The organism is Mesorhizobium sp. M0106 (assembly GCF_040322715.1).
Taxonomy (GTDB): domain Bacteria; phylum Pseudomonadota; class Alphaproteobacteria; order Rhizobiales; family Rhizobiaceae; genus Mesorhizobium.
In genome coordinates this window covers 77,024-89,715 of record NZ_JAMYUA010000006.1, presented here as the reverse complement: position 1 = coordinate 89,715, position 12,692 = coordinate 77,024, and the positions used below count along the sequence as shown (strand labels likewise).

Annotated in this window: 12 protein-coding genes; 9 read left to right on the top strand and 3 right to left on the bottom strand. The window is 60.0% G+C overall.

Translation table 11 applies throughout. The features are described 5' to 3' along the window. Positions 1–942: 942 nt before the first annotated feature. The 6 genes from NKJ55_RS08585 to NKJ55_RS08560 are packed head-to-tail and all read left to right on the top strand — an operon-like array spanning position 943 to position 10,528. On the top strand, positions 943–1,728 hold the full coding sequence (locus NKJ55_RS08585) for a terminase small subunit (protein ID WP_352449506.1): 786 nt from the start codon (positions 943–945) through the stop codon (positions 1,726–1,728). 15 nt (positions 1,729–1,743) lie between these two features. After that, complete coding sequence (locus NKJ55_RS08580) at positions 1,744–2,007, top strand: hypothetical protein (RefSeq protein WP_023720467.1); 264 nt, start codon at positions 1,744–1,746, stop codon at positions 2,005–2,007. A gap of 1 nt (position 2,008) precedes the next feature. Further along, the gene (locus tag NKJ55_RS08575; protein WP_352449505.1) at positions 2,009–2,593 is read left to right on the top strand and encodes a hypothetical protein; all 585 of its coding nucleotides are present in this window, start codon (positions 2,009–2,011) and stop codon (positions 2,591–2,593) included. Beyond that, positions 2,593–3,021, top strand: coding sequence for a hypothetical protein (locus NKJ55_RS08570; protein ID WP_352449504.1), 429 nt, complete (start codon positions 2,593–2,595; stop codon positions 3,019–3,021). The genes NKJ55_RS08575 and NKJ55_RS08570 overlap by 1 nt, the downstream gene beginning before the upstream one ends. A gap of 47 nt (positions 3,022–3,068) precedes the next feature. Continuing rightward, entirely contained in the window at positions 3,069–3,329 is a 261-nt protein-coding gene (locus NKJ55_RS08565; RefSeq protein ID WP_051409705.1) for a hypothetical protein, read from the top strand. A 26-nt stretch (positions 3,330–3,355) separates the two neighbouring features. Beyond that, positions 3,356–10,528, top strand: a complete 7,173-nt coding sequence (locus NKJ55_RS08560; protein ID WP_352449503.1) for an ADP-ribosyltransferase-containing protein — start codon at positions 3,356–3,358, stop codon at positions 10,526–10,528. 45 nt (positions 10,529–10,573) lie between these two features. On the opposite strand, the gene NKJ55_RS08555 is transcribed toward NKJ55_RS08560, so the two are convergent. Then, entirely contained in the window at positions 10,574–10,813 is a 240-nt protein-coding gene (locus tag NKJ55_RS08555; RefSeq protein ID WP_023720462.1) for a helix-turn-helix domain-containing protein, read from the bottom strand. Positions 10,814–10,991: 178 nt separating this feature from the next. On the opposite strand from NKJ55_RS08555, the gene NKJ55_RS08550 reads away from it, so the two are divergent. The 3 genes from NKJ55_RS08550 (at position 10,992) to NKJ55_RS08540 (ending at position 11,913) form a co-directional block, all read left to right on the top strand. Further along, positions 10,992–11,246: a hypothetical protein gene (locus tag NKJ55_RS08550; RefSeq protein WP_352449502.1), complete on the top strand. Its 255-nt coding sequence runs from the start codon at positions 10,992–10,994 to the stop codon at positions 11,244–11,246. A 110-nt stretch (positions 11,247–11,356) separates the two neighbouring features. Then, positions 11,357–11,650 carry a hypothetical protein gene (locus NKJ55_RS08545; RefSeq protein WP_156948129.1) on the top strand — a complete coding sequence of 98 codons (294 nt, stop codon included), beginning with the start codon at positions 11,357–11,359 and terminating at the stop codon, positions 11,648–11,650. Continuing rightward, positions 11,647–11,913, top strand: a complete 267-nt coding sequence (locus NKJ55_RS08540; RefSeq protein ID WP_023720459.1) for a pyocin activator PrtN family protein — start codon at positions 11,647–11,649, stop codon at positions 11,911–11,913. Before NKJ55_RS08545 ends, NKJ55_RS08540 begins: the two co-directional genes overlap by 4 nt. Before the next feature lie 13 nt (positions 11,914–11,926). On the opposite strand, the gene NKJ55_RS08535 is transcribed toward NKJ55_RS08540, so the two are convergent. Together NKJ55_RS08535 and NKJ55_RS08530 are read right to left on the bottom strand one after the other, a co-directional pair. Continuing rightward, a complete protein-coding gene (locus tag NKJ55_RS08535; RefSeq protein WP_023720458.1) occupies positions 11,927–12,238 on the bottom strand; it encodes a DUF6804 family protein in 312 nt (103 codons plus the stop codon). Further along, on the bottom strand, positions 12,235–12,582 hold the full coding sequence (locus tag NKJ55_RS08530) for a hypothetical protein (protein WP_352449501.1): 348 nt from the start codon (positions 12,580–12,582) through the stop codon (positions 12,235–12,237). Before NKJ55_RS08530 ends, NKJ55_RS08535 begins: the two co-directional genes overlap by 4 nt. Positions 12,583–12,692 lie beyond the last annotated feature (110 nt).

The window sequence follows — 12,692 nt, the reverse complement described above, 5'->3', positions numbered from 1 at the left end:
TAGTGCAGATCAGGCGACCGGGACGATCATCCCGAACGACGGCAAAATTTCTCACCGCCGAACGATTTTCATCGGCTAACCTAATAATTTGCATAGGGGCCTTGCAGAATCGCGAGACCTGACCCAAATTCGACAGGTTTACCGGAAGTTAACGGTAGACAACGAGCGGCCCGGAAGGCGCGTCAACGCCAACCGGGCCTTTTTTGAAGCCACCTTGCGGTGGGGTCGTGATCACTCCGGACATTAATTGGACATCAAGAGTCCGCGTGTCAAGAGGGAAAACGTACCCCACCGTATGGGACATAAAGAAAGTCTTATACGATGAATGAGAATGAACCGCCCTACCGACTAACCCTTGATGACGCCATCGACGTTTGGCTTCGTCACTGGGATGGACGGTTTCAGCACAACATCGCGGCGACATATGGGGTCAACCCTGGCCGCGTCAATGAAGTGCTGAAAGGCCTTCGTTTCCCTGAAAGTGAGGCGCTCGCCGCCGCTAAGCGGAGGGCAGCATAATGGCACAGTGGCAGATCGCTCTTGTGAAAGAGCAGGGCGTGAACTTTGCCGTAGCCTCGGTACGGGATCACGTCGTTGAAAACCACACAGAAGCCGATGACCTTGTCGGGGCACTTAGCCTCCGACTTGGTCAGCCCGTAGTGCTCTTGGGAGCTCAGCGGCATCGTCTATATGGCCGGTCGGATATCGTCCGTTTTCTACGGAATGTATCTCCGAGCCGTCTTCCGTGGCGTCGCGTTGATTTAGCAGCCTAACGCCAATCGCTGTTGAGCGCGTCAGGGCGAAGATGCCTTGACGCGCCTCTCCTCCTTGCCCGCTTTCGCGATGATCCGCGACGGCGGGCTTTTTCATGCTGAGACGGAAAAGTGCTAATTTGTGCAAGGCGGAAACTGCCAACAACCATGCGCTGATACCCGTTGCCTTATGGCACTCACGCATCGTCAGCGGCGGTTCATTCAAGAATATCTGAGGTCGGAAACGGCCACAGAAGCCGCGTTGCGCGCTGGGTATGCATCGTCGTCGGCGCATGCCATGGCCTCTCGGCTCCTGGACGATCCTGAGATACTGGCTGCGATTGAGCAAGGACAGCAAAAGCGGCTTGATCGCGTCGGGGTCGATGCCGATTACCTTCTCAAGCGGCTGCACGAGGAAGTCGAGGCCGATCTTGCAGACCTCTACGAGGAGGAGACGGGCAGTCTTCTGCCGGTCCACGAATGGCCGGAAGTCTGGCGGCGCGGGTTAGTTGCTGGTGTCGAGACTGAGGAATTGTTCGACGGTCGAGGTGAAGACCGGAAGCAGATCGGCGTAGCCAGGAAAGTTAAGCTCTCCGATCGCGTGCGCCGCCTAGAGGCGATTGGGCGGCATGTATCGGTCGCCGCATTCCGCGATACGCTGGAGGTTAAGGGCTTGGACGGCCTTGCCGATCGGCTTGCGCGCTTATCGCGCGCTCAAGCTTTGGACGCGCCGGCGACGGATGCGCCTCAAGATAAGCCGGTGTCTCCAGCGCCCGAACCTGTCCCAAAGACGAAGGTCGCGCCGAAGCCGGAACAGGCCCCCGCGCCTTCGCCGGCTGTCTCGGCCGATTGGGAAGCACCGAGGTTGCCGGCTCCGTATCAACCCATCCTGCAATACCCGGATCGGCAGGGCTTTGCCGACACAGATTACGACAACGCTGAGGACGGATTTTTGAGTGTCCGCCGCAACACGTGAGAGAAAGGGAAACCGATGACTGACATAGCCACCAATATTGCGACCATCCAGACGAAGGCCGCTGAGCTTGACACGCTGATTGGTCAAGTCCGCGCTGCCAAGGCAGCCGTCGACGCCGCTGAGGCCGAAATCCGGCAGCAACGGCCCGTATCGGAACCAAGCCGCGCCTACCAAGAGCGCCTTGCGTTGGTGGCCTTCGACCAGATGGGCAAGCCCTCGATCGCGGGCGATAGGACCATCGCGGCGCTTGCTGCCGATGCCTGGGCAGGGGTGGCCTAAGATGACAGTCATCACGTCATCGCAAATCCTCGAGAAGATCAGCGCACTCGACATCCTTGTTGCTGATCTGGACGCCGAATTCGGCAAAGTTTCGACCGACGCCGTGGCCGGCGCACCCGAAGCTGGCAAGAAGGCCGCTGAGATAAACCAGCGCATCGAACGGTTGGCCGTCGATCGCCTGATACTAAATCGCGCATTGGCACGAGCGCAGCGGGCCGAAGCCGCCGCTCGCGAGGCCAAGGCGGAAGCTGAGCGCCGGAAACACTTCGACGCCGCGAAAGGCCATGCAAAGCGCCTCCTTGCCGCCACCAAGCGCATTGATGCGGGGATTGCGGAAATAACCGCATCCTTGCCTGAGATCGCAGCCGAAGAACTACTTATCCGGCAAAACCTGGGACGCGCGCAGGTCAATTTGTCGGTCGGACCCATAGGGCAGATGGGTCTCGCAGTAATGGCGATCGATAAGCTGATCCGCCTGGCTGATGGCCGTGCGCGGCTCTCCGGCCCGGGCAAGTCCGTGACAGAAATCGCGACTTCGGCATGGGTCATTTTGCTCGCAGCCGAAAACGAACAGGAGACTGCGTGATGGCTGAGATTGATCACGCAAGCATTCTGTTCCCAAATGATGCGCCGTCAAAGCCTGCGTCGGTGCCGGAATGGGCCCAGGCGCAACATGCAGCTGCGGAACAGCGCTTGACGGGAAATCACGGCAAGCCTGACCCTGCCGCCGCCGCGATGTTTCCGAGCGGCCATCAAGGAAGCCAAGCGTCGGGGATACCGCTGATGCCTGGGCCGCTTGACGACATCAAAGAGGGGCTGGGTGAGGCGGCTTTAAACTGGCCGCTGGATGACTTCTTGGCCCATGTGAAACACATCGCATGGCTGCGCTCGACGCTACCACCACAGCCGCCGAAGCCTCAACGGTTAGAGGACGCGTTGCTTGCCCGTGCGCCGGAAATCCGCGAGGCCGCAGCACGCCGGGCAAAGGCTCGGAAGTCGAAGGCGATACGGTGACCTGCCCCTGCTGCAACCAGTCTGTGTCTGCCCCGGCACTTAGCGACTTGATTGCGGAGCGTCGGATCAGCGGCCACGCCGCTGCCCTTCTTGAAGCTGTCTGGCGCGGCAAGGGCATGCCGGTGATGAGCCATGTAGTTTTCGACGCATTGTACGCCGACGATCCAGACGGCGGGCCATCGCCGACGGTCATGTACCGCGCGCTTAGAAAAGCATTTGACGGCCTGAGCGCTCGACTGAAGGACACCGGCGTCTCCGTTGTCGAAGTCGGCTATCGGCAAGGCTTCCGGCTCGTTCTGCACCCATAGAAAAATTCGCCTAAAGGAGATCAATCTTGGATACAATCGCGGACTATAACGCCTGGAAACAAAAGCAGCAACAGAACGGCGTCGGTGCGGCGCAAGTCGTGCTTGGCTCGGTTAACGAGAAGCCCGACGAAATAGCCGGCGATCTGAACCTCGCAAACGAGTTCGGCAAGGCCACAGGCAACCCGGTTCCGCCGCTGCCAATGGTCCGCGAGTACCGGAACGTCTTTCAGCAAAAGATCGAAGAACAGAAGAACAAGACGATCCTATCATCAAAGCCGCGCCTGACGGAATGGCTGCGCAGCCCCGACAATGCGGCGCTCGCCCGCGACGATCTTCAAAACCTGTCCTGGTTCGAAGGCTTCGGGCGCGGCGCGGCGAACACGCTGTCACGCTCGGGTGATCGTCTTAGCCAGATGGGCAATCAATTCATGTTCGAACAGACGGCCGGCCGCAACCGCGACCGCTCTAAGCCGTTCGGGCAAATCCTCCAGGAAGAGAAAACCAGTTCCGGCTTGAAGGACATGCAGGGGAACCCGCTTGAGACCTGGACCGGCGCGGAATACCTCGGCGCGTTCGGGCGCTGGGTAGATGCCCGCTATGCCGACGTGATCGGCGCGGATGACAACGCGGCTGCGGTGCAATTCGCGGAAGGCGTCAAAGCCAGCCAAGACCGACTTGCGGCAACGCCAAAATCAGCGACCGCACAGTCGTTCGAAAAGGCCGCAATCGTCAAGGACGCGACGGCCGGCCAAGCGATTGCCAACTTCGGCACCGCGTTCCTACAGAACCCTATCGGCGGTCTGTCGTGGGCTCTGGAGACGGCCGGCGAAAGCGCGCCGCAACTTGCGGCGGCTGTTGTCGCGGGACGGTTCAGCCCGGCGCTTGGCGTGGGTGCTCTCGGCGGCGGCTCCTACGTCACCGAACGATACACCGCGCCGGCCGATTTCCTGGCGGAAAAGGGGATTGATCTCGGCAAGCCTGATGACGTGCAGCGCGTTCTGTCCGATCCGAAGCTTTTGGAGGAAGCGGCAAAGCGCGGCGTCATTCGCGGCGCAATCGTTGGCGCTTTCGATTTGCTGTCCGGTGGTCTCGCCGGCAAGGCCGCTTCCCACAATCCCATTGTCGAAGCGATAGCGCAGAGTGCTCAACAGGCGATCCTCGGCTCTGCCGGCGAATACAGCGCTCGGGTTGCATCTGGTCAGCCAATCGACTGGAACGACATCATTGCGGAAGGTGTCGCAGAAATCGCCACTGCGCCCGTCGATATGGGTGTGGCTGGTCGCGAGTTTGCAGCCAATCGGCGCAAGGCCAAGACCGCTGAGGGAACGGTCGCCCAGATGGGCGAGATATCCGCCAACGCCCAGGCGTCGGCGGTGCGCGCTCGCACGCCCGACAAGTTCCGCCAGTTTGTCGAGGCCGCGACCGCGAACGGGCCGGTGGAAAATGTCTATGTTCCGGCCGAACAGTTCTCAACGTACTTCCAAAGCCTCGGCGTCGATCCTTACGCCCTGGTCGATGAACTCGACGGCGTGAGCCGTGACGATCTCGACGTTGCGCTTGCGGGCGGCGGCGATCTGCAAATTCCGACTGCCACCTATGCGGCCAAGATCGCCGGCACCGAACACGACGCTTTCCTCATGGAAAACATGCGGTTCGATCCCAACGAGTTCACGGCGCTGGAGGCCAAGGAGTTCAACGAACGCGCGCAAGACGCGATGGATGAAGCATTCCAAGCCGCTGAGACCGCGCGCCTGGAGGATGAGGGCTCGCGGTCCTTCGAACAGCAAATCTACGACACGATGGTTTCGCGGTTGCGCGAGGCCGGCCGGTCGACCGATGTAGCCACGACTGAGGCCACGCTTTATCCGGCGTTCTATCGCACTATGGCTGAACGCTCGGGGCAGTCGGTCGAAGACTTCATGGCCGCTTATCCGCTGCCACAGGTGAGCGGATCGATACCGGAAGGCATGCAGTTCCGCGACGTTGACGCCTTGAACCGGACGCTCGCGGAGGCCCGAGTTCGCCGCTCTGCCGGTCTCGACAAGCGACAATCGCTGCTTGAGTTCATTTCCGACTATGGCGGCATCAATGATCCGGGCGGCAATTTGAAAGCTCGCGATGCTGCCGTGATCAAGCGCAAGGGCAAGAAGTCGCTCAAGCTGGCGCGCGGCGGCATTGTCGACGGCATGCGCGATATGTTCGGGCAGGCGAGCGGCAAGAAGCACGGCGTTGATGATGTGGCTCAGGCGGCGATTGAGGCCGGCTATCTGGCGAACGATCCGGTGGCGGCCGAATACCGCAACGCGGTGAAGGAAGGGCGCGAGGTTCCGAACATCGGTAACGCGTTGCTCGATGCCATCGACCGCGAATTGCGCGGCGAGGCTGACTATGCGGTTCCCTCTGACCCAGCTGCGGCGGATCACGCGGCCCAGCTTGACCAGATTGAGGCGTACCTCAACAGCCTGGGTGTCGGCCTGGATGATAGCGACGACACTATCCGCGCCGCCGTTAAGGCTGATCAGGCCGACGAGGGGCAGAAGTACGGGCAGAGCCGCCCGGCTATCGAAACGCCGGCCTTCAAGCGCTGGTTTGGCAAGAGTAAGATTGTTGATGACAACGGCGAACCGATGGTTGCCTATCACGGTACGCAAGCAAATTTTGATGCGTTTCAACCATCTAAAGCCGGGAGGCTGGATAGCGGGTTCTTGGGCGAAGGCGTGTATTTTTCATCCAACCCTGACACAGCCAACTATTACGCAAATAGCGGGGTCGACGAGGGACAAAATGTCATCCCTGCTTATCTATCAATTCAAAATCCATATGTTTGGAATGCTAAGACTAGAGGTGTTCGCGGCGTTGTTATGCAGGGCCTTCGCCTGCCAGACGATATCCACGATGAGGTAATGAAGCGAACCGGCTTTTCTTACGACGAGAATGCCGAGTGGGACGCCAACGTCGAACGGCTCATGTCGCGCGCCGTGACGGAAGTCCTTAAAGAGCGCGGTTACGATGGCGTCGTGGCCGATGTCGGCGAAGGGGAGCAGGAGATCGTAGCCTTCTCTCCCGAGCAAATAAAATCCGTCAACAATCGCGGCACGTTCGACCCGGCTGATGCGCGGTTCCTGTTCCAATCCGGCGACGTGCGCGGGCCGCGCGGCTCGATCCAGTTCCCAGGCGGCGGCGTCGGCAATGGCGACACGGTTGTTCGCCTGTTCGAAGGCGCGGACCTGTCGACATTCCTGCATGAGAGCGGGCACTACTTCCTGACCGTTCTTCGCGATCTCGCCGCCAAGGGCGAGGCGTCGGCCGCTGGCGACATGGAAAGCGTCAAGGCATGGTGGGGCGAGAATGCCGACGCCGTGGCGAAAGACGGCATGCGCGTTATGCCCGATGTCACCCTGACTGCCGATGACGTGAGCGCGGCGCTCGCCAGCGGAACGACCGGCGATCTGATGAAGGACGCGGCGGTTGATGTCGGCATGCAAGAGCAATGGGCGCGCGGGTTCGAAGCCTATTTGATGGAAGGCAAAGCGCCGTCCATCGAATTGCGCGGCGCGTTCGAAAAATTCCGGTCTTGGCTGATCTCGGTCTATCGCCGGCTGGCTGGCCTCAACGTCACGGTCTCGGACGGCATTCGCGAGGTCTTCGACCGCATGGTTGCCTCGGATGATGAGATCGCCAAAGCCAAGGAGCAGGCCGGCGATCACGGGCCGGTCTTCGCCACGGCTGACGAAATGGGCCTGACGCCGGGCGAATTCGCCTCCTTCCTCAAGCTGCGCGATCAGGCTGAGGATGACGCCAAGGCGCGACTGTTGCGCGAGGCGATGGCTCCGGTCAAGCGCGCGCAAGAGAAGTGGTTCAAGGATGAGCGCGCCAAGGTTCGCGAGGAAGTCGAGCGCCAAGTTAACACCTATCGCTATTATCGCGCATGGGAATGGATGGGCAACCGCCGTTGGTGGGACACCGAAACGAAGCCGGAAGGAATGCCCGATATTCGGCTGTCCAAGGAAATCCTTGTGCAGCGCTATGGTGAGGGCGTCTTGAAGACGCTGCCGCGCGGCATGCAAACCATTTACGCGGTCGAGGGCGGGATTGACCCTGACGATGCTGCCGGGTGGTTCGGGTTCGACAGCGGCGATGAGCTTGTCCAGGCTCTCGAAAAGGCTCCGCCGCGCAAGGAAGCCATTGAGGCCGAAACGGACAAGCTCATGCGCGAGCGGCACGGTGACGTGCTGACTGACGGCTCTGTCGAGGCGGCGGCGCTCGATGCGCTGCATTCCGACAAGCGCGGCCAATGGATCGCGGCCGAACTCAAGGCAGTTGTCGAGGTGGCCGGGGCTGGCCTCGGCATGACCGCGAAAGAGGCTCGCGCGTCGGCTCGTGCATCGATTGCCCGCATGCGCGTCCGCGATGCCGTCAACTCCAGCCGGTTCCTCGCCGCCGAACGCAAGGCCGCTGATGAAGCCGCCAAGCTCGGCGCAATGCTGTCTCGAGAAAGCCTATGGATGCAGAACGCCCGTCGCCGGATTGCGACCAAGGCGCGCGCTGCCATGCGCGAGGCCGGCACAGTCGACGCCGTTGCGCCTCAGATTGAGCGGGCGAACGCCTCAACTGGCAATTACAACGAAACGGTCGCCCGTCTTATCGATGTGAAGCGCCGCCAACTGATCAATCACGCGCTCTACATGGAAGCGCGCAACGCGGCCGATGAAGTCGAGAAGGCGGAAAACTTCGTTGCCAAGCTCGGCAAGAAATCGACGCGCGAACGGATCGCGGGTGCTGGCCGGCGCGAGAACGCCCAGGTGGACTATCTCGGCGCTATCGATGAAATCCTTGAGCGTTACGACTTCCGCAAGCTGAGTGGGGCCGCTGAGGGCCGGCGCGGGGCGCTGAACGCGTTTGTCGCCGCAATGACGGCTGCGGGCAGGGAGAATGAGCTTGCCATTCCTGAGGCCGTCCTGAGTGACGCGGCGCGCCGTCCATACAAAACCCTGCCGGTCGAAGAAATGCGCGGCGTGATCGACAGTCTCAAGAACCTGGAGCACATGGCGACACGATGGAACAAGCTGATCGACGCGCAAAAGCAGCGCGAGCTTGAGGCGGTCGTTGCCGATGTCGTCGCGGCCTTTGACGCCAACATGCCGAAGCGCCCGCCCGGTCGCGTCGGAACCAAGGGTGAAGCCTTGCGGCATTCGGTTCGCCAGTTCTTTGACCTGGTGCTGAATGCCGGCACGATCCTGCGCGAGATCGACGGGTTCAAGGACCTGGGCGCGGCCTATCGCAACATCAAGACGCCGATAGATGAGGCGATGGATCGGCTGACAGTGCGCAAGCTGAAAGCGGCGAGCGATCTCGAAAGTCTGTATGCCGTCTATGACAAGGCGGATCGCCGCCGCATGGCCGTCCGCGATCATATCCCCGAACTCGGCTATGCGCTTTCGAAGTGGGAGCGGATCGCCGTTGCGCTCAATCTCGGCAACGCTGGCAACCGGGCGAGGCTCACCGATCCAAAAGTTAGAGGATCCTTGTCTGAGGCTCAAATAGCTGCCGTGATCGCCACGCTCGACGCGAAAGACGCGGCTTTCGTGCAATCGGTGTGGGATTATGTCGGATCGTTCCGTGACGATATCGCCGCTCGCGAGCGCCGCGCCACGGGCGTTGAACCGGATTGGGTCGAGGCAGCGCCGGTCGAGATCGCCGGCAAGACCTTGAAGGGCGGCTATTACCCGCTCAAATACGATCCGCGCTTGTCGTCGCTCGCTCGCGATGATGAGGCGAACAACATCGCCCAGGCGCTCCAGGCCGGCCGGTTTGGCAAAGCGCAGACACGGCAAGGGCACCTCAAGGAGCGCGCGCGATCTTCGGGGCGCGATGTCGAGCTTGATATGTCGGTGCTGCACAGGCACGTCAACCAAGTGATCTATGACCTGGAGCTTAGCGAGCCGGTCGCGAACTCCTGGCGCATCTTGCAGAACGGTGAAATCCGTTCGGCGTTCATGGAAGCGGGAAAGCAGGCCGATTTTGACGCGCTGGAAATCTGGCTAAAGGACGTGGCCGAGGGCGAGTTGAAATCCGCCGATCTGGTCGGCCGCGCGGCTCGCACGCTGAAATCGAACTTCACCGCGGCTAAATTGGCGTTCAATATTTCGACGGTCGCAATGCAGGTGACCGGCCTATCTCAGTCGATGGTCGTCGTCGGCAAGAAGGATATGGCCGTTGGCATCATGCAGGCGGCGAAAAACCCGATCAGCATGGCGCGCGATATCGCGGCCAAGTCGCCGTTCATGGCGACACGTCAGACCACTTTCAGCAAGGATATCTTCGATTTCTATTCCGATCCGAAGACAGGGCCGGTCGCCTCGCGTTGGGGCGAGATCAAAGCTGAGATCGTGGGGCCGTTCGCCTTCTGGCTGATGACCAAGACGCAATGGTATCTGGCTGACGTGCCGACATGGCTGGCCGGTTATCGGCAGGGCTTGCGGCAATACGGCAATGATGAGGCCAAGGCCATCGCTCATGCCGACGCCGTGGTGAAGCGTGCCCAGGCGTCGGGCCTGTTTGCCGATCGCTCGGCGGTCGAGCGCGGTTCTGTCTCGCGCACCGCGCGGCAGAATGACGTTGTGCGACTGTTTACGGCGCTCGGCTCGTACATGTTCGCTAAGTTTAACGTCGCCTATGAGCGCACGGCCAAGGCCAAGCGTTTAATCGGGCAAGACGGATTTTCAGCGCGCTCGGCGCAAGAGGCGCTGTCCTGGACGATGGATATGGCGTTCCTGTTCACGCTTGAGGCTGTGGTGGGCGCGGCGATCCGTGGCCGGCTACCCGACGACGAAGACGACAAGGATGATGAATGGGCGGCGTTCCTCGCCAAGCAAACAGCGTTTTCCGTCATGGGAACGCTGCCGTTCATCCGCGACAGCGTGAGCGCAATGCAGGGCTTTGAGGCGGGAGGAGCATACGGCAGCTTCGTCAAGGACGTGGTGCGCGGCGGCAAGGGCGTAGCTGATATTCTCACGGCCCCATTCCTAGAAGATGGGAAGGTCAATGCGTCTGATCTTAAGGCGGTGATCAACGCGACCTGCCTCGCTACCGGCCTGCCGGCTGTTCAGATCAATCGCTTTGTCGATGCTGCATGGCGACAAGCGGAGGGCAAGGACGTTTCGCCGCTTGAATACCTGCTCGGCCGGATTGGGGGCTAAGTTATCCCTCATCCTTGGCGGGGACGACTTCACGCAGTGGCGAGGTCATGCCCTCCTGTCCCTCCTGCGCACTCCAGCGCCTCCGCCGTTCTCCGGTATGAATGCAACCCCGCCAACCTCAAGGGCCGTCTGAACAGCATTCACCGTAGCGATTACACTTCGCTCGGTGCCTCGCGTTTCCATAAGCTTAATTGTCGGCGCGGACACTCCAGACTTTTCCGCGAGGTCGTCACGGGTCCAGTCGAGCAGCGCTCTGGCGGCGCGCATCTGTTCTGCATTGATCATTCTCGCATTCCCCTCGTGGTGTCTAAAAAAGATAATAGATTATCCGAAATGGCTTGACAACTGGTTTTGCATCATTGACCATAAGGGACAACGGAATATCTATAAAGGATACCGTTGACTGAACCAAAACGGAAGGACGGGCATCATGGACCGCAACGGCATTGTCTTCGAAGGCGAAATGAATTTCCTCGGCATCCTGCTGCATCAGGCTATGACCTATTCCAAAGCGAAGATCGACGCGTTGCCCGAGGACATCAGCGTTGATGAGGAGTTCGCGGCGATCGACGCTGCGAGCGCGCCGGCCTTCGCCATTGCGGAAACAATCTCGTCTCTGCCGGCGCAGAGCGAAACGGAAATCCGGATAAAGGCCACAGCTGCCGCTTGGATCGACGGAACCTACTGGGCGGACGTTGGACTTGGGACATTGAATTGAGAGGGACCGAATTCTTGTTCGCAACCTGGGTAACTTGACAGGTGTCGGCTTGGCCGTCGTGATGGCAGAACATCCGGGCTTTGATTCCGATCAGCTTTAGGGTTCACCAGATGTGCATTCCATACGGCCACAGAGTACCGCAGATCCCGCTTGAGCCCGGCTACTACTGGGCGAAATGGCGAACAGCCGCGGACGGGACCGTAGACGGCGACGAGCTTACGCCGTGTGATAACTGGGAGATCGTCCAGGTCATGGGGAACGATCCGGATTGGGAAACCCATCCAGCCGACGACAAGGCCTTATTTGTGTTCGTTTGCGGGGTCGAGGAGGCCCAATGGCGCGCATCTTTCGTGTGGGGCGATTTCGTCGCGCCCTTAGACAACGGCATTAAAGGAGACCAATGAACACCGTTTTTTTACTCATGGCGCAATTCGACGGCGCAGCTGTGATCCCCGTCGAGAAGGTGTGCGCGTCCTTTTTCAGCCACCTCACGCCTCAACAGTTCATCCGCAAGACGACAGAGGGCGAGATCGATTTGCCGGTGGTGCGGATCGAGAACAGCCAGAAGGCGGCTAGGGGCGTGTATCTGCCCCACCTTGCCGCCTGGATTGACAAGCGCGTCGAGGCCGCGAAGAAAGAGAACGACCAGCTACAGGGGCGAAGGTAGCGAGACGGCTCCGCTACTTTGAACCGATTGCCGGGATCTTCTTTCCGCATCGATATGCGACGAAGCCGAACAAGGCCGCACAAATGAGGTCAATTGGCAACCAAATTTCCCGCGAAAGAAATACCGGCAAGAATGGGTTGAAGGCCAGCGCGACGGCGAAAAGAGAGAAGGCAAGTTTCTCGTCATCGGCTGATTTCAACTTAATGCCGCAATAGATGCCGGCAGCGAAAATTCCCAGACGCAGCAGCTGATAGTACCCGTATGGCAAGGACAGGGTTGCGATGGTGAGCGCTACCGCAGCGCAAATCGCGACAATTCTAATCATCCGCGCACGCGCTCCGTCACCCCGCCGACAGCTGCTACCAGCAAGCCGGCAAGCATGAACGCAAGTGCTGGGAAGAAGACCGGGACAACGATCCAAATCGGCCATTCCCATGTATAGTATGCTCCGTAGCCGCCAATCACCATTGCGGCGGCGATTAGCATGCCTGATCGAAACATGATCACAGCGACAAAGAACAGAACCGGCACCCACCATCCATGCCATCCGAACCATTCATCAGCACCAGCTTCGAATGCAACGGTATAGAACGCGAGCGTTCCAAGCCCGATCGCCATCACGCCAAAGACGCCGACGATGCCGAGAACTGACGTAACAAAATTTTTCATGATTGATCCCCCAAACCCATAATCAGGATGGCTTAAGTTGGGGATTATAACAAGACGTTTGTGGCCTCGTTGCTAATACCTCGCTTGTCTAATGCAGCGCACGGATGCAA

What these genes read in the sequence shown, in the direction of transcription:
- NKJ55_RS08585 (WP_352449506.1), top strand. Translation starts at nt 943, where the DNA reads ATGGCACTCACGCATCGTCAGCGGCGGTTCATTCAAGAATATCTGAGG.
- NKJ55_RS08580 (WP_023720467.1), top strand. Translation starts at nt 1,744, where the DNA reads ATGACTGACATAGCCACCAATATTGCGACCATCCAGACGAAGGCCGCT.
- NKJ55_RS08575 (WP_352449505.1), top strand. Translation starts at nt 2,009, where the DNA reads ATGACAGTCATCACGTCATCGCAAATCCTCGAGAAGATCAGCGCACTC.
- NKJ55_RS08570 (WP_352449504.1), top strand. Translation starts at nt 2,593, where the DNA reads ATGGCTGAGATTGATCACGCAAGCATTCTGTTCCCAAATGATGCGCCG.
- NKJ55_RS08555 (WP_023720462.1), bottom strand. Translation starts at nt 10,813, where the DNA reads ATGATCAATGCAGAACAGATGCGCGCCGCCAGAGCGCTGCTCGACTGG.
- NKJ55_RS08550 (WP_352449502.1), top strand. Translation starts at nt 10,992, where the DNA reads ATGAATTTCCTCGGCATCCTGCTGCATCAGGCTATGACCTATTCCAAA.
- NKJ55_RS08545 (WP_156948129.1), top strand. Translation starts at nt 11,357, where the DNA reads ATGTGCATTCCATACGGCCACAGAGTACCGCAGATCCCGCTTGAGCCC.
- NKJ55_RS08540 (WP_023720459.1), top strand. Translation starts at nt 11,647, where the DNA reads ATGAACACCGTTTTTTTACTCATGGCGCAATTCGACGGCGCAGCTGTG.
- NKJ55_RS08535 (WP_023720458.1), bottom strand. Translation starts at nt 12,238, where the DNA reads ATGATTAGAATTGTCGCGATTTGCGCTGCGGTAGCGCTCACCATCGCA.
- NKJ55_RS08530 (WP_352449501.1), bottom strand. Translation starts at nt 12,582, where the DNA reads ATGAAAAATTTTGTTACGTCAGTTCTCGGCATCGTCGGCGTCTTTGGC.